Below are 21,124 nucleotides of genomic sequence, written 5' to 3' on the forward strand. Positions count from 1 at the left end.
TTCGCCTGTTCACGCTTGCAACACAACCCCATATGTGAAAATACTATTCACAAAAGAAGATTGACGGGAGGATCGATCATGCATTTCGCTGGTCTGCGGCGCGCCCTGATGGACGATTCCCGCTGCCCGGGGAAGCCGTCATGAGCGGTTTCGCGCCAACCGTGGGCGTGGCATCGACACACCCCGCCAACATGCCTAGGGATCATGCCGACCTCCCCGTCTGGAACGCGGAGAACTGGTTCTACGAAGACTGGCCGGTCGGCCAGAAGATCCGCTCGCTGCGCCGGACCATTGCCGAGGGCGACAGCCATCTCTTCAACACGCTGGTACTCGATATCCATCCATACGTGCAGGACCAGATGTTCGCCGAAACGGAAGGCATTTTCGGCAAGCGGCTGGTCGCCGGGGCCTTCGTGTTCTCGGCCGGGCTCGGGCTGGTCGCCACCAACTGCATCAACGCCTTTTCTTATGGCTACGACAAATTGCGCTTCATCAAGCCGGTGTTCATCGGCGACACGATTTATTCGATCCGCTCCAACCTCGACAAGAAGCCAAAATACAAGGAAATGGGGCTGATCCGCGCCAGCTACGAAGTCTTCAAGGGTGAAGGCGAGCTCGTGCTTTATTGCGAGCACCTGCAGACGGTGAAGTACCGCAATCCGGCCGATTTCGCCGGCAAGACGGAGAAATAGGCAATGGCGGCCATTGCCGAACTGCCGCTGACCGGGCTCATCGTTGTCGATATGAGCCAGTTCTTGTCCGGGCCCTACTGCTCGCTCAGACTGCTCGACCTCGGTGCTCGCGTCATCAAGATCGAACGGCCGGATGGCGGCGACCTGTCGCGCCGGCTCTATCTCAGTGACACCGAGATCGGCGGCGATTCCACTATTTTCCACGCGATCAACCGCGCCAAGGAAAGCTTTGCAATCGACTTGAAGGACGAGGCTGACCTTGCGGCGCTGCGCGGCCTGCTGGCCAAGGCCGACGTGCTGATCCAGAATTTCAGGCCCGGCGTCATCGAACGCCTGGGCTTCGATTACGAGGCGGTGCGCAAGATCAATCCGCGCCTGGTCTATGCCTCGATCAGCGGCTATGGCGAGGAAGGCCCGTGGGTCAAACGGCCCGGGCAGGATCTGCTGGCACAGGCCCGCTCCGGCGTGATGTGGCTGAACGGCGACGAGGACCAGGGGCCGGTGCCCTTCGGGCTGGCGATCGCCGACATGCTGGCGGGCTCCGCCGCCGCGCAAGGCATTCTTGCGGCACTGGTGCGGCGCAGCGTGACCGGCAAGGGCAGCCATGTCGAGACCAGCCTGCTCGAAGCGCTGGTCGACTTCCAGTTCGAGGTGCTGACCACGCATCTCAATGACGGGCGCCGGCTACCGCGGCGGTCGAGCTTCCGCAGCGCGCACGCCTATCTGTCGGCGCCCTACGGCGTCTATCCGGCCAAGGACGGCTATCTGGCGATCGCGATGACACCGATCTCGAAACTCGCCGATCTGCTCGGGCTCGAGGAACTTGCGCCCTACCGCGACCAGCCGTCGACCTGGTTCACCGCCCGCGACGAGATCAAGGCGATCATCGCGCAAAAGATCGCGACCAGGACGGTCGACGAGTGGCTCGGCATTCTCGAGCCTGCCGACATCTGGTGCGCCAAGGTTTTGACATGGCCGGAGATGATGGCCAGCGAAGGCTTCCAGGTCCTCGACATGCTGCAGACGGTGACGCGCGAGGATGACGTTTCGATCCTCACCACGCGCTCGCCGCTCAGGGTCGACGGCATCCGCGCCAAGGTCGAGCGGGCCGCGCCGCGCATCGGCGAGCACAGCGCAAAGATCCGCGCGGAGTTCGGGCTGTGAGCGACGTCACGCTCAAAGGCATGACCTGGAGCCATCCGCGCGGCTATGACCCGATGGTCGCCTGTTCGGCGCTGTGGAAAGAACGGACCGGCGTCGCAATCGAATGGGACAAGCGCTCGCTGCAGGATTTCGAATCCTTCCCGGTCGAGGAGCTGGCCCGTACCTATGATCTGATCGTCATCGACCATCCGCATGTCGGCCAGATCACCGCCGAGAGCTGCCTGACGCCGCTCGATGTCGCCGGCCGGGAAGCCGAACGCGCGGCACTTGTGGCGGGCAGTGTCGGCCGGTCGTTTCCGAGCTACAACTGGCAAGGCCGGCAGTGGGCGTTTCCGATCGACGCGGCGAGCCAGATGCAGGCATGGCGGCCCGACATGCTTTCGGCTGCGCCGGCGAGCTGGGCCGATGCACTCGATCTGGCGCGGCAAGGCCACGTGTTGTTGCCGCTCAGGCCGCCGCATTCGCTGATGACGTTCTACACGCTTGCCGGCAATCTCGGCCGGCCGGCCGCCGAAGGCCCTGGCGACCATGTGGATCCGGCAACGGGCAATCAGGTCTTCGAGATGATGCGCGAGATCGCAGCCCTCGTCGACCCGGCCTGTCTTGGCATGGATCCGATCGCGGTTCTGGAGCAAATGGCCGGATCGGGATCACGGATTGCCTGCGCGCCGCTGATCTATGGCTACGTTTCCTATGCCATTGCCGGGTTTCGACCCAACCGCCTGGCCTTTGCGGATATCCCGGCCGCGGGCAATGCCGGCCCCAAAGGCTCGGCGCTCGGCGGGACCGGCATCGCCGTGTCGGCCTTCTCGAAGGCCAGGCAGGCGGCCATCGACTTCGCCTACTGGATCGCCAGCGGCGAGGTGCAGCGCAGCCTCTACGCCTCGGCCGGCGGCCAGCCCGGCCATGCGGCAGCCTGGGAGGATGCCGCCGTCAACGCAGCCACCGGCAATTTCTACAAGGATACGCGGGCCACGCTCGAAGGTGCCTGGGTCAGGCCGCGGCACGACGGCTACATGGCGTTCCAGCAGGCGGCGTCCGATCGCATCAATCTCGGCCTGAGCGAAAGGCACAATGCCGCTCGCGTCGTTGCCGATCTCAATCGCCTGTTTCGGGAAAGCCTTTCGACGCAGGTGTCCGGCGTTGCCGGCGGAGGAGCCTGAAACAACCGAACGGAGGAGAACATGAACAGCCTGATCCGCGGCCTTATGGCCGCAACCGCACTTGCATCGGTCACGACCATAGCCTGCGCTCAAGACATTATGGGCGTGATTGCTGGATTGCCGACCGAACTGAAGGCCCAATATGACGGCGCGCCGCAAAAGGTGCTGCCGTCGGCCTGGGACAATTTCACGCCGCCGCCAAAGCCGTGGAAATGGTGCCACTCCGAGTCGTACCAGGGCAATCCGTGGCGCGTCACCGTCACCAAGGAGTTGAAGCGGCTGGTCGACGGCCTGATCGCCGACGGCACCGTGGCGAGCTTCGAGGTGTCGGATTCCAACAACGACGCCAGTCAGCAGATCAACCAGATCCGCGCCTTCATCGACAAGAAATGCTCTATCATCACCTCGATCCCCGGCTCGGCGACGGCGCTGGACGATGCCATCGATGCCGCAGCCAAAGCCGGCATCCCCTTCATCACGGCAGCTGGGTCGGTGACCAGCCCGAATGCGATCAACGTCGATTCCAATTATGCGCGCTGGGGCTACGACATGATGACGGCGATCGGCAAAGCAATGCCGGACGGCGGCAGCGTGCTTCTGGTCGAGGGCATTGCCGGTCACCCGATCGTCGTGCAGGAGCGCCAGGGCGCCGACAAGGCGCTGGCCGAAAATTCAAAGCTCAAGGTCTCGCGCAGCGTCAACGGCAACTGGACGGCTAACGTTACCAAGACGGCGGTGCTGCAGGCGATCGCCACCAATCCGGCGCCGATCGATGCAGTGTGGACGACGGGCAGCGAAAGCCGTGTCGTTGCCGAGGCCTTTGCCGAGGCTGGCCGCCCTGCCCCGCTGATCACCGGCTCGATCACCGGCGATGCACTCGGCTACTGGAAGGCCAATCCCGACAAATACCGCTTCGAGGGCCATGCGGTTCTGCCGCACTGGACGGCCGAGACGCTGTTTCGTGTCGGGGCGCGCATGCTGGATGGGCAGAAGCCCAAGCTCAACACGCTGCTGATCCCGATTCCGCCGGTGCACAATGCCGACCTCGGCGCCTGGTACAAGGACTGCATGACGCCGGACGCCGTCTCGATCTTCCCGGTCCCGCCGAAGGATCCGATGCCGGAGGAATGGCTCGATGCCTACTTCGCCAATCCGGCACCGACCAAGGGCTGGGATTATCCGAAGGTGCCGGACGCCTGCGCCAAGTAGCATTTATGAAAGCCGGCTCCGCACCAGCGGTGCCGGTTTTCTCCATCAGGATTGCTCATGCTGGAAGTCCAGGCCATCTCGAAACGCTACGGCGAAACGATTGCGCTGGCCAATGCCTCCATCGCATTCCGCGCCGGCACGATCCACACCATCCTGGGCGAGAATGGTTCGGGCAAGAGCACGCTGGTCAAGCTGCTGTCGGGGATCGTGCAGCCGGACAGCGGCGCGATCCTGCTCGACGGAGCGCCCTTTACCGGCCTCTCGCCGGCGGCCTTCCAGGGCGCCGGGTTCGCCACCGTGTTCCAGGAAGTGCTGATCGCGCCTGACCGTTCGGTGACCGACAACATCCTGCTCGGCCTCGACGGCCTGCTGACGCGCACTGTGCCGCGCGCCGAGCGGCGGCAACGCGCGCAAGCGGTGCTGAAGCGCTTCGCAGTGACCGAGATCCCGCTCGACCAGTTGGCCGGGCAATTGCCGCTGGCGGTTCAGCAATTGGTAGTGCTCGCCCGCGCCGTGGTCCGCAACCCGCGCATTCTCATCCTCGACGAGGTTACGGCGGCGCTCGACTTTGCCGATCGCGAGGCGGTCTTCGCCATGATGCGCAAGCTTGCCTCAGAAGGCTGCCTGATCCTGTTCATCACCCATCGCATGGACGAGGTGATGGCGCTTTCGGACCGGATCTCCGTCCTGCGCGGCGGCAGCGTGGTGACGACCGAGGAACGCGGCACGTCCACCGCATCCGAACTTCTCAGGGCGATGGCGCCACGCACTGCGGCGGAACTGGCGAATGGCTGATCGCGCCAGCCTTTCGGTGCGCGGCCTGGTGATCGCGCCGGGCGCAAGCCCCATGACGCAAACCATTGCGCCGGGCGAGATCGTCGGCCTTGCCGGCCTCGACGGCCACGGCCAGGAGCGGTTCCTGAAAGTGCTGGCCGGCCTGGAACGTCCGGCCGGCGGCGAGGTGACCGTCGAGGCGTCAACCGGAGCGCGCGCGATCACCAATTTCCGCAAGGCGGTCGCCGGCGGCATCGCCTATTTGCCGCGCGACCGGCGCACCACCGGCATTTTTCCGACCCAATCGGTGCTCGACAATTTTGCCGTCTCGACGCTGTCGCGCGATACGCGTTTCGGCCTGCTCAGCTTCGCCGCGCGGCGGCAGCGCTATGAGCGCTACCGGGACAGACTGTCGATCATCGCGCCACGGCCGGACGCCCCGATCACCACGCTTTCCGGCGGCAACCAGCAGAAGGTGCTTCTGGCCCGTGCACTGGCGCTGGAACCGGCGATCCTGCTGCTCAATGATCCGACGCGCGGTGTCGACGTGGCGACGCGCCATGTCCTCTACGATGTGTTTCGTGGACTGGCGGCGGACGGCATGGCTCTGGTCATCCTGTCGAGCGAGATCGAGGAGATCCTGCTGCTTTGCCATCGCGTGCTGGTGTTTCGCGAACAGCAGGTGGCGACCGAAATCACCGGAGACGCAATGAAAAGCGATGCGGTGATCGCCGCCATGTTCGGTCGCGCGGCATGAGCGGGTTGCGGCGCATGGCGGCGCGATGGCGCGGCGCTGGCTTTGCGGCGGTACTGCTGGTGATCCTGATCGCGGTCAATCTGCTGCTCAATCCGGCGCGCTTTCATCCTGCCGCCTGGGGCGCGCTGATCGGGCTCGCCGCGCCGCTGATCGGCGCAGCGCTCGCTTCGGCTCCAGTGATCCTCGCCGGGCGCGGCGGCATCGACATTTCCGTCGGGCCGCTGATGGGCTTCGTCAATGCGATAGTAATCCAACTGCTGTTTCTCAGGCTTGGGATATCTTCGCCGCTGGTCATCGTGCCGGCGGCGCTTCTGATCGGCGCGATCGTCGGCGCCGCCAACGGCTTTCTGGCGACCATCCTCCGCATCCAGCCGATCGTTGCGACGCTCGGCACCTATCTGATTCTCACCGGCATGACGCTGACCATCCTGCCGGCGCCGATCGGGCCGGCGCCGGGCTGGCTGAAGGCGATGGCCGGACCCTGGTCGGCACTGCCGCTGTCGCTGATCTTCCTGTCCTGGTGGCTGGTGCGGCAGACGCCTTACTACGACCAGCTGATGGCGGTGGGCAGCGACGACCGCGCCGCCTACACGGCGGGCGTTCCGGTCACCAAAGTGCGTTTCATCGCCTATGTCATGACCGGCATACTTGCCGCCTGTGCCGGCCTGATGCTAACCGCGCTGATCGGCTCGGCCGACCCCAACATCGGACCGACCTACACGCTGATCGCCATTGCCGCGGTGGCGCTCGGCGGCGTCAGCCTTGCCGGCGGGCGCGGCGGGCTCGCCGGGGCTGCGATCGGCGCTATCGACATCTTCCTGCTGCAGAGCGTGCTGACCGCCTTCAACGTCTCCACCTATGTGCTGCAGATCGCCTATGGCGCGATCCTGGTTGTGGCCGTCATCATGACGGCGCTGCAGGAGCGGCTATCGGGACGGAAAGGCTGAGAAACATGCGCCGGAACTGGTTCCAGTCCACCAATGCCCGCGTCGCCGGTGCCTTTGCCGTCGCTGTCGCCTTGCATCTCCTTGGCACCTTGCTCATTCCGGGCTACTCCCAGCCCTTCGCCATCCGGGCACTGTTGGTGATCGCCTCGCTGCTGGCGGTGGCATCGATCGGCCAGACCCTCGTCGTCATTCTCGGCGGCATCGATCTGTCGATCCCCTTCATCATCGGCTTTGCCAATGTCGTTGCCGCACAGCTCTACGGCGGCGGCTGGAATTTTGCTCTTGTCTGCACGGTCGTCGTCGCGCTCGCCATACTGATCGGGGCGCTGAACGGCCTGATCTCGCGCGGGCTCGACATCCACCCGCTGATCGTCACGCTCGGCGTCGGCATGATCGTGCAAGGTGCCGTGCTGTTGTGGACCGGCGGCTTTCCATCCGGATCGGCGCCTGCAGCGGTCTCCGCCTTCGTTTCGATCGGCGGTTCGGTCGGACCGCTGCCGGTGCCGGGGCTGGTGCCATGCGTCGCGGCGTTGACCTTGCTGGTGGCGCTGGTGCTGGCACGCACGCCATACGGCCGCCGTCTCTATGCGCTGGGCAGTAATCCAGGTGCTGCGCCGCTGGCGCTGATCGATCCGGTCCGCATGTGGACGGTCACCTATGCCGCGAGCGCCTTCTTTGCCGCCGCGGCCGGCGTGCTGCTGCTCGGCTTCACCGGTTCGGCCTATGGCGATGTCGGCCAGCCCTATCTGTTCCAGACGATTGCGGCAGTGGTGGTCGGCGGCGCCGCCCTTGTCGGCGGCCGCGGCAGCTATTTCGGCACCATTGCCGGCGTGCTGGTGCTGACGGAGATCAACACGCTGCTGATCGGGCTCGGCTTCCGGCCCTCGACCGTGCAGGCGGCACTTGGCCTGGTCATCGTGCTCCTGGTTTCACTCTACGGCCGCGAGCGGCACGTGTCGGCGACGATCTGAGCCGGCCTACAAACTCCACAGCCGCTTGGCATTGGCGGACAGCAGCTTTTGTCGCTCATCAGCGCTGGCGCCGCTGAGCAGCGCGTGCGTTGCCGCAATCCAGGTCGCAAGCCCGCCGCCAAGCGTGCAGACCGGCCAGTCGCTGCCCCACACGACCCGGTCCCAGCCGAAGCATGCGATAGTGTGCTCGACATAGGGACGCAGCGTTTCGACAGTCCAGGATCCGGCATCCGCATAGGCGACGACACCGGAAATTTTGCCGACGACGTTCGGGCGCTGCGCGATCTCCGCCATGTGCTCGCGCCAGGGGTGCTCGGCATCACCCTTGATGTCGGGCACGCCGCAATGGTCGAGCACGAACTGCACATCCGGCGCGAGGTTCGCGAGTGCGATCGCCTTGGGGATCTGGTGCGGCAGAACGACAAGGTCGAAGGTCAGGCCGCTGCCGGCAAGCCGCTTGATGTTTTCACGAAACAGCGCGCCCTCCGAAAGCTCGTCCGGCATGACGTGAAGCACCCGCCGGAAACCCTTGACGAAAGGATCGGCACGCTGGCGCTCGAGATAGGCGGCAAAGCCGGGCTCTTCCGGACGGCAGGAGGCGATTGCCCCCCTCAGCAAACTGCCCTTTTGCCGCGACAGCGCTTTGACACGGCTGGTTTCAGCCTCGATGTCGGCTGGATCGACATCGACCTCCATGTGCAATGCGCCATCGATGCCGGCGCGGCGGGCCTGGATTGCATATTCGTCGTAGGAGAAATCGCGGTTGAGCGCCGGCACGCCGGTCAGCCAGGGATAGCGCAGCGCGGACTGGTCGATCAGGTGGAGATGGGTGTCGAAGATCATGGTGGCGCGCTCCTCCTTGGCGACTTCGAGATCATCTCACGGAGAAATTCTTCATTCAAATAAGAATTCATCGCGATTGCTTGACGGTCGATCCCGCCAGTTGCGACAGCTTTTCGGTCGCTGCCAGCAGCAGCTCTATGGTCCTGGTGATGTCGGGCGCCTTGAGTGCGTTGACCAGGGTAATGTAGGGGATCGACAATGCGGCGATCGCCTTGCCGTCCGAGCCGAGAACGGGCGTCGACAGGTTGAACACGCCGGCCGTCTGCATCGACGCCATCATCTCGTAGCCGCGTTCCCTAATCTGGTCGAGGCGAGCAAAGAATTCCGGCGACTGCGGCGGCTTGTCGGTGCTGCGCAGATGTTCGGAGATCATCATCTGCCGCTCTTCCGGCGGGCGGAACGCCAGCAGCACATGGCCGGAGCCGGTGTCGAACAGGCTGATATGCGAGCCGACGCGGATAGAGATGCCCCAGTAATCCGGCGCCTCCTGCTGTGCGATCACTACCGCGGAACCGCGGTCGAAGACGACCAGCTGATTTGCCTGCTGTGTGGTTTCGGCCAGTTCGCGCATCAGCGGCGTCGCATAGGAAGCCAGCCGGCGCACCGGCGCGTGCAGCTGCGCCAGGCCAAACAGCTTGAGCGTCAGCGAGTAACGGTCGCCATCCGGCCGCGTGACATAGCCGCGCCGCACCAGCCGATCCAGCATGCGGTAGAACTCGTTCGGGCTGCGGTCGAGTTTCTTGGCGATTTCCGCCTGCGTCAGGCCGCCGTCGACGCCGGCCAGCAGCTCGAGGATGTCGAGCCCCTTGTCCAGCGCCGGGGCTCGATAGCGCTCGTCTTCCTCGTCCTCTGCCATTGGGCTTCTCCAGTGAATTTCACATTTCATATACGCATAACCGTTGCTTCCGGAAGAACTCTCGGCTTGACGATCCTATAAATATTTTGTTTGTATATGAATGAAGCTGCCGATCAGCCCTCGCTATGGATCGACGCAGACTCTTGGGAGGATACCAATGACGAAACTGTTTTGCGGCCTGTCGGCCGGCGTAACGCTGCTCGCACTGGGTGCGAGTGCCCTTGCTGCCGACCTGCCCGGCAAATTCGACGGCGTCACCATCGACGCCAAGCTGATCGGCGGCCAGCAATATGAAGGGCTGTACGCGCGCATCGGCGAATGGGAAAAACTGACCGGCGCCAAGGTCAACGTGATCTCGAAGAAAAATCACTTCGAGCTCGACAAGGAAATCAAGTCGGACATCGCCTCCGGCAGCATCAACTGGTGCGTTGGGTCGAACCACTCGTCCTTCGCGCCGCAATATCCCGATATCTACACCGATCTCAACAAGCTGCTGCCGAAGGAGGAGATCGACGCCTTCGTGCCGTCGACGATCAAGGCCTCGACGCTCGAGGGCAAGCTGGTAATGCTGCCGCGCGCGCAGTTCGACGTCTCGGCGCTCTATTACCAGAAGAGCCTCTACAAGGACGAAGCCAAGAAGGCCGCCTACAAGGCCAAGTACGGCAAGGAGCTGACACCGCCCGACACCTGGGACGAGGTCGCCCAGCAGGCGGAATTCTTCGCCAGCCCGCCCGATTTCTACGGCACCCAGTTCGCCGGCAAGGAAGAGGCGATCAACGGCCGCTTTTACGAGATGCTCATCGCCGACGGCGGCGAATACCTCGACAAGGATGGCAAGCCGGCCTTCAACTCGGAAGCCGGCGTGCACGCGCTCGACTGGTTCGTCAATCTCTACAAGGCCAAGGCGGTGCCGGCCGGCACCACCAACTATCTGTGGGACGATCTCGGCCAGGGTTTTGCCTCGGGCACCGTCGCCATCAACCTCGACTGGCCGGGCTGGGCAGGCTTCTTCAACGATCCGAAGTCGTCGAAGGTCGCCGGCAATGTCGGCGTGAAGGTGGCGCCGAAGGGATCGGCAGGCATTCGCACCGGCTGGTCGGGGCACCACGGATTTTCGGTCACCGAAAACTGCGCCAGCAAGGAGGCTGCGGCGTCGCTGGTCTGGTTCCTGACCAATGAGGACAGCCAAAAGCTCGAGGCGGCAAGCGGCCCACTGCCGACCCGCACAGCGGTGTGGGACTGGGACATCCAGCAGGCGGCAAACGATCCTTACAAGAAGGAAGTGCTGGCGGCTTTCCAGGAAGAGGCAAAGCACGCGTTTGCCGTGACGCAGACACCTGAATGGATCGAAATCTCCAACGCCGTCTATCCCGAACTGCAGGCCGCCATTCTCGGCGACAAGACCTCCAAGCAGGCGCTGGACGACGCCGCCGCCAAGGCCACCCAGATCCTCGAGGACGCCGGCAAGCTTTGACCATTCTCCCAAGGGGGCGCCGCGCTAATCGAAGAGCGGCGCCCCGCATTTTTTTCGAGCCATGTGCAACACGCTTTGTCTTGATCCCAGCTCGCCAATGGCGGCCTGCGGTGTCCGGGCACCAACCAGAACCGGATCGCCATGAAAGGCTGGAGACCTTCGCCGCCATTGCTGCTCCTGCTGCCGGCGGTGATCGTTCTGGCGGCCGTGGTGGTGGTGCCGTTGCTGCTCTCGCTCTATTCCAGCTTCACGCCGTTCCGGCTGACCAGGCCGGAGACGTTCTGGGTCTTCATCGGCGCGCGCAACTACGTCGCCATCCTGACCAGCCGCGCTTTCTGGGTCGCCTTTGCCCGCACCGTGGTGCTGCTGACCGTGGCGCTCAACCTGGAGATGCTGATCGGGCTCGGGCTGGCCCTGCTGGTGGAGAAAGCATCGCGCGGCCAGCGGGTCCTGCGCACCATCATGATGTTCCCGATGATGTTTTCGCCGATCCTCGTCGGCTTCCAGTTCAAATTCATGTTCAACGACAATATCGGCCTCGTGAACAACGCCCTGCAGGGGCTCGGCCTGACCGACCGCGCCATCCCGTGGCTGATCGACGGCAATCTCGCCTTCATCGCCATCCTGATCGCCGAGATCTGGTCGTCGACCTCGGTGTTCGCGATCCTTATCCTGGCCGGGTTGCTGGCGATGCCGCGCGAACCGGTCGAGGCGGCCCGCGTCGACGGCTGCACGCCGTGGCAGACATTCCGCTATGTCACCTGGCCGTTCATCATGCCCTTCGCTTTCATCGCCATGACCATCCGCTCGCTCGACGTCGCGCGCGCCTATGACATCGTCAAGATCATGACGGACGGCGGTCCTGCCGGCCGCACCGAGCTGGTCTGGACGCTGGTCGCCCGCACCGCCTACAGCGATGCCAGGATGGGCATGGCCAACGCCATGGCCTATTTCTCGATCCTGCTGTCCATCCTGTTCACCGTCTATTTCTACCGCAAGCTCGCCGCGGCGCGCACGCAGATCGCGGCGGAGTGGTGAGGATGGACCAGAACAGCCTGCATCGCGTAGGCAACAAAGCGCTCGGCATCGTTCACGGCATCGGACTGTTCCTGGCCATGCTGGTCATCTGCCTGCCCGGCATCTGGATCGTGCTGTCGTCGCTGCGGCCGACCGTCGAGATCATGGCCAAGCCGCCGGTGTGGATCCCGCAGCGACTCTCGCTCGACGCCTACATCGCCATGTTCAGCGGCGTCGGCCAGGGCGGCATTCCGGTGCTCGACTACTTCCGCAATTCGCTGATCATCTCGGTGACCTCGACGGTGATCGCCATCGTCATCGGCATGGCTGGCGGCTATGCCTTTGCGCGCTACCGCTTCCGCGCCAAATCGGCGATGTTCCTCGGCCTTATGCTGACGCGCACGGTGCCCGGCATCGCACTGTCGCTGCCGCTGTTCTTCGTCTTTGCGCGGCTTGGCATCATTGATACGCACTTCGGGCTGATCCTGGTCTATGTCGCGCTCAACGTGCCCTTCACTGTCTGGCTGATCGACGGCTTTTTCCGCCAGGTGCCGAAAGACCTCGCCGAGGCGGCGCAGATCGACGGCTGCACGCGCTGGCAGGCCTTCTGGCAGGTCGAGTTTCCGCTGGCCGGCCCCGGCATCGCCTCGGCCGGCATCTTTGCCTTCCTCACCTCCTGGAACGAGTTCGCTCTGGCCTCGCAGCTGACCCGCTCGATCAACTCCAAGACCCTGCCGGTCGGTCTGCTCGACTATACGGCCGAATTCACCATCGACTGGCGCGGCATGTGCGCGCTGGCCGTGGTCATGATCATACCGGCGCTCACGCTTACCTTCATCGTCCAGAAACATCTCGTCGGCGGCCTCACTTCCGGCGCGGTGAAAGGCTGACATGGCAACAGTATCGCTCAAGAAACTCACCAAGAGCTATGGTCCGGTGGCGGTCGTGCACGGCATCGACCTCGAGGTCGCCGACCGCGAGTTCATCGCGCTGGTTGGGCCGTCCGGCTGCGGCAAGTCGACAACCCTGCGCATGATCGCCGGCCTCGAGGCGATCAGCGACGGGGTCATCGAGATCGGCGGCCGCATGGTCAACGACCTGCCGCCGCGCTCGCGCAACATCTCGATGGTGTTCCAGTCCTACGCGCTCTATCCGCATATGACGGTGCGCGAAAACCTCGGCTTCTCGCTGAAAATAGCCGGCGCCGCTAAAGATGAAATGGACCGTCGCGTCGCAGAGGCATCGGGCATTCTCGGCCTCGACCAGTTGCTCGACCGCCGGCCGTCGCAACTGTCCGGCGGACAGCGCCAGCGCGTCGCCATGGGTCGCGCCATTGTGCGCGATCCCGACGTCTTCCTGTTCGACGAGCCGCTTTCCAATCTCGACGCCAAGCTTCGGACGCAGATGCGCACCGAGATCAAGAAACTGCATGCCAAGGTCCGGTCGACGGTGATCTACGTCACCCACGACCAGGTCGAAGCGATGACGTTGGCCGACCGCATCGTCATCATGCGTGACGGTTTCATCGAGCAGGTCGGCACGCCCGACGAGGTCTTCCGCCGGCCGCAGACACGCTTCGTGGCCGGCTTCATCGGCTCGCCGCCGATGAATTTGCATGAGGCGGTTGTCGACGACGGACAGCTGCTGTTCGCCAGCGGCGAGAGATTGCCTCTGCCCAGCCAGTTCAAGGCCAATGTCGAGGCCGGCGACAAAGTCGTGTTCGGCCTCAGGCCCGACGACATCTATCCGACCGGACACGGCATCAGCTCCGGCGAAGATGTCGACGTCCACCAGGTGGAATTGCCGGTGACCGTCACCGAGCCGCTCGGCAACGAGACGCTGGTGTTCGCCGAATTCAACGGCAGCGACTGGGTATCGCGCATGCTCAATCCAAAGCCGCTCAAAGCCGGCGACCGGGTCAAGATGAGCCTGGACCTGTCGCAGGCCCATCTGTTTTCCGCCGAAACAGGCAAGACATTGCGAGGTTAAAATCATGGCAAAGATCGAGAAAATCGAACTGCGGATGGTCGACCTCGTGCCTAAGGTCAAGCGCACCGATGCCATCCAAAGTTTTGTCTCGCAGGAAACACCGATCGTCACCATCACCGATGCCGACGGCGCGGTCGGCACCGGCTACAGCTACACGATCGGCACCGGCGGCTCTTCGGTGATGCGGCTCCTTGCCGACCACCTTGCGCCGCGGCTGATTGGCCGCGACGCCGACATGATCGAGGCGATCTGGCACGAGCTGGAGTTCGCCACCCATGCGACGACGATCGGCGCGATCACGGCCATCGCGCTCGCGGCCATCGACACTGCCCTTTGGGATCTGCGGGCCAAGAAACAGAGGCTGCCGCTGTGGAAGCTGGCCGGTGGCGCCAAGGACCGCTGCCCGCTCTACACGACCGAAGGCGGCTGGCTGCATATCGAAACCGAGGCGCTGGTCGAGGATGCGCTGGACGCCAAGGCCAAGGGTTTTCGCGGCTCGAAGGTCAAGATCGGCAAGCCGCACGGTTCCGAGGATCTTGCGCGCCTGACGGCGGTGCGCCGGGCGGTTGGAGACGCCTATGAGATCATGACCGACTGCAACCAGGGCTTCTCGGTCGACGAGGCGATCCGCCGGGCCGAGCGCCTGCGTGAACTCGACCTCGCCTGGATCGAGGAGCCGCTGCCGGCCGACGACATTGACGGCCATGTGCGGCTGTCGAGTGCCACATCGACGCCGGTCGCCATCGGCGAGTCGCTCTATTCGATCCGGCATTTCCGCGAATATATGCAAAAGGGCGCATGCTCGATCGTGCAGGTCGATGTCGGTCGCATCGGCGGCATCACGCCATGGCTGAAGGTGGCGCATGCAGCCGAGGCGTTCGACATACCGGTCTGCCCGCATTTCCTGATGGAACTGCATGTCAGCCTGACATGCGCCGTTCAGAACGGCAGATATGTCGAGTATATTCCCCAGCTCGACGAGCTGACCGGCAAGAAAATGCGTATCGAGGACGGGCACGCATTGGCGCCGGACGAGCCCGGCATCGGCATCGATTGGGACTGGGATGCGATCAAGGCGAAGAGCATCGCGGAATTCACCACGACGATAGTGAAATAGGAGGCGGACATGCAGCGAATGGGAATGGTGCTCGGCCTCAAGCCGGAGAAAGTCGCCGAGTATGTGCGGCTTCACGCTGCCGTCTGGCCGGACGTCCTCAAGATGATTTCCGCCTGCAACATCAAGAATTATTCGATCTATCTGAGGGAGCCGGAGCACCTTTTGTTCAGCACCTTCGAGTACCATGGCACCGACTATGCCGCCGACATGGCGAAGATGGCTGCCGATCCCACGACGCAGGAATGGTGGGCGCTGTGCGTGCCCTGCCAGGAGCCGCTGCCGACCCGCAAGGAGGGCGAGTGGTGGGCGTCGATGGACGAAGTCTTCCATTATGACTGATGACATTTTCGATCCTGCCTCGCTTTCCCAGGCCTGGGCACAGCCGTCAAAGCCCAGGCCGATCGTGATATTCGGCGCCGGCTCGATCGTCGGCGATGCGCATTTCCCGGCCTATGGAAAAGCCGGTTTCCCGGTTGCCGGGCTGTTCGACCCCGACCTGGCCAAGGCGGAAAAACTGGCGCAGAAATGGGGCGTCACCGCTTACCGGTCGGTCGAGGAAGCTGCGTCAATCAAGGACGCCGTCTTCGATCTGGCGACGCCGCCGGCCTATCACGCCGGCGTGCTCAGGACGCTGCCCGATGGCGCCGTGGCGCTGATCCAGAAGCCGATGGGCAGCAATCTCACCGAAGCCACCGAGATCCTCGAAATCTGCCGCTCCAAAAACCTGAAGGCGGCGGTGAATTTCCAGCTGCGCTTTGCGCCGATGATGCTGGCGCTCAAGGATGCGATCGCCAAGGGCTGGTTGGGCGAAGTGGTCGATTTCGACGCATGGCTGGCGCTGGCGACACCCTGGCAGCTCTGGGAATTCCTGCTGAAGGCGCCGCGCGTCGAGATCGCCATGCATTCAATCCATTATCTCGACCTGATCCGGCAATTGCTCGGCGACCCCAAGGGGGTTCACGCCAAGACACTCGGCCATCCCGGCCACAAGGTTGCGCAAACGCGCACCAGCGCGATCCTCGACTATGGCGACACCGTGCGCTGTGCACTGTCGATCAACCACGATCACAAATTCGGTCGAAAACACCAGGCCTGCGAATTCCGCATCTGCGGCACCGAAGGCGCCGCCTACCTCAAGCTGGGGCTCAACCTCGACTATCCGCGCGGCGAGCCTGACATCCTTGAAATCTATCCGAAGGGCGGCTCCGACTGGATTACGGTGCCGCTCGTCGGCGCATGGTTTCCGGACGCCTTCATCGGCCGCATGGCCAATGTCCAGCGCTACGCATCAGGCGAGGACACCGAGCTTGTCAGTTCCGTCGAGGACGGCTGGAACACCATGGCGCTGGTCGAAGCCGCCTACCGATCGAGCGCGGCGCCGGCAACGCCGATCGCGGCGAGGCCCTGACATGGAGCAGACTGTCTATTTCGAGGACTACCGGATCGGCTCGTCGCGCATGACCAGCGGGCGCACCATCACCGAGACCGACTTCGTCGTCCATGCCGGCCATACCGGCGATTTCTTTCCTCATCACATGGACGCTGAGTTCATGAAGACGACGCCGTTCGGCCAGCGCATCGCCCACGGCACGCTGGTGTTTTCGGTCGGCGTCGGGCTGACGGCAAGCGTCGTCAACCCGGTTGCCTTCTCCTATGGCTACGACCGGCTGCGTTTCATCAAGCCGGTGTTCATCGGCGATACGATCAAGACCCGCACCACCATCTCGGCCAAGGAAGACGACCCGAAGCGACCCGATTCAGGCCGGGTCGTCGAGCGCTGCGAGGTGATCAACCAGCATGGCGACGTGGTGTTGGTCGCCGATCACATCTACATCGTCGAGCGTCGCGACAAGCCGAGCAGGGCCTCGACGGATGGCGCTGAAACCTAAAGACAAAAAAAACCGCCTTGCGGCGGGTCCTCGGTGCGAATCAGTACCATACCCAAATTAGTAGCATAGCTGCCGGCACAAAGCAAGAACAAATACTACCCAGGGCAACTGCTTCAGGTCGGCGGTCATTGCCCTGCGGTCCAGCATTGTGGTTGGCGAAAGCCGAAGCGACATCCGATCTCCCCACTTGCGGGGGAGATGTCCGGCAGGACAGAGGGGGGTGGGACGGATCGCCAACGTCGATTTCAGCCATTTCCAACCGGAATCAGCCTGAGGACGTGGCAGCGATTGGTTGACAGGCCGGAGGGACAGCACCCCCCTCTGCCCTGCCGGGCATCTCCCCCGCAAGGGGGGGAGATCGGCAGCTTCGCCGACGGCGCCTACTCCGGAATGTTGAGGTGGAAGTTCCAGCAGGCGTTTGGGCGGCGCCGACATCGGGAATTGGTCATACCCGGTTGACCGGATAGACCGGCTTGCCGCCGCGCAGGACCGATGCGACATCGGCAAACACCTTGTTGCGAACCTCGGCGTAAGACTGGGTCGAGTAGTGCGCCGCGTGTGGACTGACCAGGACGGCGTCCAGCGCCAGCAGCGGATTGTCGGGCGAAGGCGGCTCCCGATCGAACGTGTCGATGCCGGCGCCTGCCAGATGGCCGCGCCGGATCAAATCCGCCAAGGCGACCTCGTCGACCAGGCCGCCGCGCGACACGTTGATGAGTATCGCCCCTTCCTTCATCCGCGACAGGGCTTGTGCCGACATGATGTTTCTGGTTTCCGGTGTCGCGGGAACGTGCAGCGAGACGATGTCGGCCCTGGCTAGCAGCTCGTCGAAGCCGACCGGTTCGGCACCGCCGGCGGTAATGCGCTCGGCCGGCAGATGCGGGTCGTAGGCGATGACATGGTAGCCGAAGACCCGCGCCCGCTCGGCAGTTAGGCGTCCGATCTGGCCGAAGCCGATCAGGCCGAGGATCTGCCTGTCGGGCCGCGTCATGCCGGCGCCATCGGTCATTGCAGCCCAGCGGCCGGCGCGCACTGCGCTGTCGAACTGCTTCAGCTTGCGCGTCAAGGCCAGGATCAGGGCCATGGCGTGGGTGCTGACTTCAACCAGGTTGGCGTCCGGCACATAGGTTACCTGAACACCGGCACGGCTGGCGGCCTCGACGTCGATCGAGTCGAGCCCTACGCCGAACCGCCCGATGACCTTGAGGTTCTTCAGTTCCGCCAAAACGCGAGCCGTGATCGGCTCTCGCAATACCATCAATGCGTCGGCGTTGCGGCAGTGTTCGATCAGGGCATCTTCCGTGAGCAGCGTCCTTTCGACAAACTCGACGTTCAAGCCGTCAAGGTAGCGCAGCTGCTCTTCCTCGACTGACAATACGCCGTCGGTCTTGATGATCTTCATGGCAAACTCTTGCTATGAGGCGCTGCGCGCCGAGGCAACGCCGGCGGCAAGGCCGGCGCCGAGAAACATCGTGTCGCTGGCCAGCATGTAGAAGCTGATGCCGTGCCGCGACCATTTGCCGACATCATCCGCCGAAGGGCGAAAGATGCCGACGGCCTTGCCGGCCGCGCGCGCCGCGGCCGCGATCCTGATAATCGCGGCATTGAGCTTGTCCTGGCCGGCCGGCCCCATGGCGTCGATCGAGACCGACAGGTCGCCGGGGCCAATGAAGACCACGTCGACGCCGTCGACCTGGACGATGTCGTCGACGTTGGCCAGGCCCTCTGCCGTCTCGACCTGGATGGCGACCGTCAGGACGTCGTTGGCCGATTTGAGGTAGTCCGGAATCCTGTAGCCATAACCGGCGGCGCGGCCGGGGCCGACACCGCGGGCGCCGACCGGCGGGTAACGGCAGGCCATGACCGCCATGCGGGCTTGCTCGGCCGTGGAGACGCGCGGTACCAGGACGCCCGACGCGCCGGCGTCGAGCGCGGCCGCCATCCACTCCGGCGTGTGGCCGGGAACGCGCACCATCGCGGGAACCTTGTGGACATCGGCGGCGCGGACCAGATCCTCGAGCCGTTCGCGGCCGATCTGCGAATGCTCCCAGTCGATGCACAGGAAATCGACCCCGCTCGCGGCCGCCACTTCGACCGCCACAGGGTGCGGGATGGCGCAGAAGGTGCCGATGAGGCGATCGAGAGAAACACATTTCTTGCGAAAGTCGTACATGAAATCTCCAGAAATTTTCGGCGTCGGCAAAACCTGTTTGCGCTATGTGGCCCTTGACGAAGGATGCACGGCTTCCGTCGACATCGGGAAATGCCGGCTGCCGCCTGAAAACGGCGGGAATGTCTTGTAGTCGGCGCGCATCTCCAGCCTCGCCGGCGATTGCAGCGCGTGCGTCAATGCCGCGGGACTGTCGAACATGACACGATTGCGCTGCATATGGTCGATCCGCGGCCAGGGCAGCGATCCGCACCAATCCAGTCGCGACAGAACCTCGATGTGGCGAATGCCGGGGAAGCCCCGCATCAATTGCGGATGATGCGTCACATAGTGGTGGAGCCAGACATTCATGTCTTCGGCCGGCCCGGGATAGTGGACAAGATAGCTGCAGGGCAGCCCGGACGTCTTGACGCCAGCGTCGTCGACGGGAAACGGACGCACGCACATTGCCTGTTGCGTCGGCCTCGAAGCGGCGATGCTCGACAGCATACTGGGTGCGGCAAGCGCCTGCAGATGGCCGGACGGCGCTAGCGCCGCCTCCATGTGCGCCAGTTCGTCGAAATAGAGCTGGAAGCCAAAGACCGGCGGTGGACCATCGTTGTTGAACATGTCCGTCGCCACCTCGGGCAGATAGATGTTTGCAAGCACAAGGCCCGGCGTTGACGCGATCACACGCCGCACAGCGTCAACGTCTTCACCGGCGATGGCCAAATTTGCCTCGCGGTCCTCATGGAAGAAAGCAAGATAGGCAAAGCGCATGTGGACACCTGCTGGTTCGACTAGATCAAATTCGGAAGAAAGAGAGCGATCTGCGGAAAGAGGACAATCAGCAGGATCAGCAAAAGCGTCAGCGCGATGTAAGGCGCCGCTGACATGGCAACCGTCTTGAGCGATGTGCCTTTCGGCGCAACGCCGATCATGATGAACAGCAGCAGACCAAACGGCGGCGTGGTGAAGCCGACCTCGTAGGCGAGCAGCAGGATCAGCCCGAACCATACGGGCTCGTAGCCGAATTGCTGGGCGATCGGCAGAAAGATCGGCAGCGTGATCAGCATCATCGAGACCTGATCCATGAACATGCCGAGCAGCAGGATGACGAGCACCATCATGAGCAGCATGGGATACGGTCCAAGATCGTAGCCGACGATGAACTGGATAAAGCCGTTGGAGGCGCCGGAGAAGGCGAATATCTGCGAGAACGTCGTCGAGGCCGAGATGATCAGGAAGGTCATGCCGGTGACCTTCATCGCGTCGTCCAGCGACTTCCAGACAACCGACCAGCTGAACCGTCGGTAGACGAACAACAATGCGAAGACGGCGGCACAGCCGAGTCCCGCCGATTCCGTCGGCGTCGCTATCCCAAGGATGATCGTGCCGACCACCATGAACACGATGACGCTCATCGGAATGATGTTGACGGCGACCGCCCTCACCTTCTCGGCCGCGGGAACGGCGGGTACCGGATAGTGCGGAGCGGCGTCCGGATCGATCTTCGTCTGCGCGAAGATCAGCGCCGCGTACATGACAACGAGCAGCAGCCCGGGCAAAGCCCCCGCTATGAGCAGCGCGCCGACGTCGATCTGGGCCAGCGAGCCGAGCAATACGGCCAGCGAGGATGGCGGGATGATGACGGCAAGGCTTCCGGCGCCAAGCACCGGCCCGTAGGCCATGTGCGGCTTGTAACCCCGCTTCAGCATCTCCGGCACCATCAGCGAGCCCATCATGCCGGTATTGGCGAGGCTCGAGCCCGACAGCGCGGAAAAGATCGTGCCGGCGGCGAGGACGACATAGGCAAGGCGTCCGCGCAGATTGCCGACGCACAGGTCGAGCGCGTAGATGACTTTCTCGCCCAGGCCGGAGCGGAAGAACAGGCTGCCCATGACGAGAAACATCGGCAGCGGAGCAAGCGCATAGGTCGAGACGGCGTCGGAGAAGTTGGCGACCATCTGCGTCACGCCGATCGAACCGCCGAAGAACAAGTATAGCCCGATCACATTGGTGACGAAGAATGCGAAGGCGACCGGCAGCCCAAGCCCCATCAACACCAGGATGGTGCCAACAAGCACGGCGAATGGAAACAGCCAGGCCACCG

The 21,124-nt window shown here is 63.6% G+C and carries 22 protein-coding genes; 16 read left to right on the plus strand and 6 right to left on the minus strand.

The genetic code is table 11. The annotated features are described in order from the left end of the window. The first annotated feature begins 140 nt into the window (after window positions 1-140). The 8 genes from NKG60_RS11470 to NKG60_RS11505 are packed head-to-tail and all read left to right on the plus strand — an operon-like array spanning window position 141 to window position 7,677. A complete protein-coding gene (locus NKG60_RS11470) occupies window positions 141-692 on the plus strand; it encodes a MaoC family dehydratase (RefSeq protein WP_352660477.1) in 552 nt (183 codons plus the stop codon). Window positions 693-695: 3 nt separating this feature from the next. Continuing rightward, window positions 696-1,856 (plus strand): CaiB/BaiF CoA transferase family protein, encoded by a 1,161-nt coding sequence (locus NKG60_RS11475; RefSeq protein WP_352660474.1) that lies wholly within the window; start codon window positions 696-698, stop codon window positions 1,854-1,856. Between the two features lie 20 nt (window positions 1,857-1,876). Then, window positions 1,877-3,019 (plus strand): extracellular solute-binding protein, encoded by a 1,143-nt coding sequence (locus NKG60_RS11480; RefSeq protein ID WP_352661294.1) that lies wholly within the window; start codon window positions 1,877-1,879, stop codon window positions 3,017-3,019. 21 nt (window positions 3,020-3,040) lie between these two features. Further along, on the plus strand, window positions 3,041-4,228 hold the full coding sequence (locus NKG60_RS11485) for an ABC transporter substrate-binding protein (protein ID WP_352660471.1): 1,188 nt from the start codon (window positions 3,041-3,043) through the stop codon (window positions 4,226-4,228). A 57-nt stretch (window positions 4,229-4,285) separates the two neighbouring features. Continuing rightward, window positions 4,286-5,023 (plus strand): ATP-binding cassette domain-containing protein, encoded by a 738-nt coding sequence (locus tag NKG60_RS11490; protein WP_352660468.1) that lies wholly within the window; start codon window positions 4,286-4,288, stop codon window positions 5,021-5,023. Then, window positions 5,016-5,759, plus strand: a complete 744-nt coding sequence (locus NKG60_RS11495) for an ATP-binding cassette domain-containing protein (protein ID WP_352660465.1) — start codon at window positions 5,016-5,018, stop codon at window positions 5,757-5,759. The genes NKG60_RS11490 and NKG60_RS11495 overlap by 8 nt, the downstream gene beginning before the upstream one ends. Next, complete coding sequence (locus tag NKG60_RS11500; RefSeq protein WP_352660462.1) at window positions 5,756-6,706, plus strand: ABC transporter permease; 951 nt, start codon at window positions 5,756-5,758, stop codon at window positions 6,704-6,706. The genes NKG60_RS11495 and NKG60_RS11500 overlap by 4 nt, the downstream gene beginning before the upstream one ends. Before the next feature lie 5 nt (window positions 6,707-6,711). Next, window positions 6,712-7,677 carry an ABC transporter permease gene (locus NKG60_RS11505; protein ID WP_352660459.1) on the plus strand — a complete coding sequence of 322 codons (966 nt, stop codon included), beginning with the start codon at window positions 6,712-6,714 and terminating at the stop codon, window positions 7,675-7,677. Between the two features lie 6 nt (window positions 7,678-7,683). On the opposite strand, the gene NKG60_RS11510 is transcribed toward NKG60_RS11505, so the two are convergent. Then, complete coding sequence (locus tag NKG60_RS11510) at window positions 7,684-8,520, minus strand: amidohydrolase family protein (protein WP_352660456.1); 837 nt, start codon at window positions 8,518-8,520, stop codon at window positions 7,684-7,686. A 67-nt stretch (window positions 8,521-8,587) separates the two neighbouring features. After that, entirely contained in the window at window positions 8,588-9,376 is a 789-nt protein-coding gene (locus tag NKG60_RS11515) for an IclR family transcriptional regulator (protein ID WP_352660453.1), read from the minus strand. A gap of 157 nt (window positions 9,377-9,533) precedes the next feature. Here NKG60_RS11515 and NKG60_RS11520 point away from each other — a divergent pair, with 157 nt between their 5' ends. The 8 genes from NKG60_RS11520 (at window position 9,534) to NKG60_RS11555 (ending at window position 16,862) form a co-directional block, all read left to right on the plus strand. Next, a complete protein-coding gene (locus NKG60_RS11520) occupies window positions 9,534-10,850 on the plus strand; it encodes an ABC transporter substrate-binding protein (RefSeq protein WP_352660450.1) in 1,317 nt (438 codons plus the stop codon). Between the two features lie 141 nt (window positions 10,851-10,991). Next, entirely contained in the window at window positions 10,992-11,888 is an 897-nt protein-coding gene (locus tag NKG60_RS11525) for a carbohydrate ABC transporter permease (protein ID WP_352660447.1), read from the plus strand. Between the two features lie 2 nt (window positions 11,889-11,890). Continuing rightward, window positions 11,891-12,757, plus strand: coding sequence for a carbohydrate ABC transporter permease (locus NKG60_RS11530; protein WP_352660444.1), 867 nt, complete (start codon window positions 11,891-11,893; stop codon window positions 12,755-12,757). A gap of 1 nt (window position 12,758) precedes the next feature. Then, on the plus strand, window positions 12,759-13,856 hold the full coding sequence (locus NKG60_RS11535) for an ABC transporter ATP-binding protein (RefSeq protein WP_352660441.1): 1,098 nt from the start codon (window positions 12,759-12,761) through the stop codon (window positions 13,854-13,856). Window positions 13,857-13,860: 4 nt separating this feature from the next. Further along, on the plus strand, window positions 13,861-14,973 hold the full coding sequence (locus NKG60_RS11540; protein WP_352660438.1) for a mandelate racemase/muconate lactonizing enzyme family protein: 1,113 nt from the start codon (window positions 13,861-13,863) through the stop codon (window positions 14,971-14,973). Window positions 14,974-14,982: 9 nt separating this feature from the next. Then, a complete protein-coding gene (locus tag NKG60_RS11545; protein ID WP_352660435.1) occupies window positions 14,983-15,312 on the plus strand; it encodes an L-rhamnose mutarotase in 330 nt (109 codons plus the stop codon). Next, window positions 15,305-16,381 (plus strand): Gfo/Idh/MocA family protein, encoded by a 1,077-nt coding sequence (locus NKG60_RS11550; protein ID WP_352660432.1) that lies wholly within the window; start codon window positions 15,305-15,307, stop codon window positions 16,379-16,381. The genes NKG60_RS11545 and NKG60_RS11550 overlap by 8 nt, the downstream gene beginning before the upstream one ends. A gap of 1 nt (window position 16,382) precedes the next feature. After that, on the plus strand, window positions 16,383-16,862 hold the full coding sequence (locus tag NKG60_RS11555; RefSeq protein WP_352660429.1) for a MaoC/PaaZ C-terminal domain-containing protein: 480 nt from the start codon (window positions 16,383-16,385) through the stop codon (window positions 16,860-16,862). A gap of 445 nt (window positions 16,863-17,307) precedes the next feature. Here the strand turns inward: NKG60_RS11555 and NKG60_RS11560 are convergent, their stop codons facing one another. Genes NKG60_RS11560 through NKG60_RS11575 form a run of 4 tightly spaced genes read right to left on the minus strand, consistent with a single transcriptional unit; the run spans window position 17,308 to window position 21,122 of the window. Next, the gene (locus NKG60_RS11560; RefSeq protein WP_352660426.1) at window positions 17,308-18,264 is read right to left on the minus strand and encodes a C-terminal binding protein; all 957 of its coding nucleotides are present in this window, start codon (window positions 18,262-18,264) and stop codon (window positions 17,308-17,310) included. 12 nt (window positions 18,265-18,276) lie between these two features. Next, on the minus strand, window positions 18,277-19,035 hold the full coding sequence (locus tag NKG60_RS11565; RefSeq protein WP_352660423.1) for an HpcH/HpaI aldolase family protein: 759 nt from the start codon (window positions 19,033-19,035) through the stop codon (window positions 18,277-18,279). A 42-nt stretch (window positions 19,036-19,077) separates the two neighbouring features. Next, the gene (locus NKG60_RS11570; RefSeq protein ID WP_352660420.1) at window positions 19,078-19,791 is read right to left on the minus strand and encodes a hypothetical protein; all 714 of its coding nucleotides are present in this window, start codon (window positions 19,789-19,791) and stop codon (window positions 19,078-19,080) included. Window positions 19,792-19,811: 20 nt separating this feature from the next. Beyond that, window positions 19,812-21,122, minus strand: a complete 1,311-nt coding sequence (locus NKG60_RS11575) for a TRAP transporter large permease (RefSeq protein WP_352660417.1) — start codon at window positions 21,120-21,122, stop codon at window positions 19,812-19,814. Window positions 21,123-21,124: the final 2 nt, after the last annotated feature.

It is taken from the genome of Mesorhizobium sp. M1428 (assembly GCF_040317515.1).
Classification (GTDB): domain Bacteria; phylum Pseudomonadota; class Alphaproteobacteria; order Rhizobiales; family Rhizobiaceae; genus Mesorhizobium.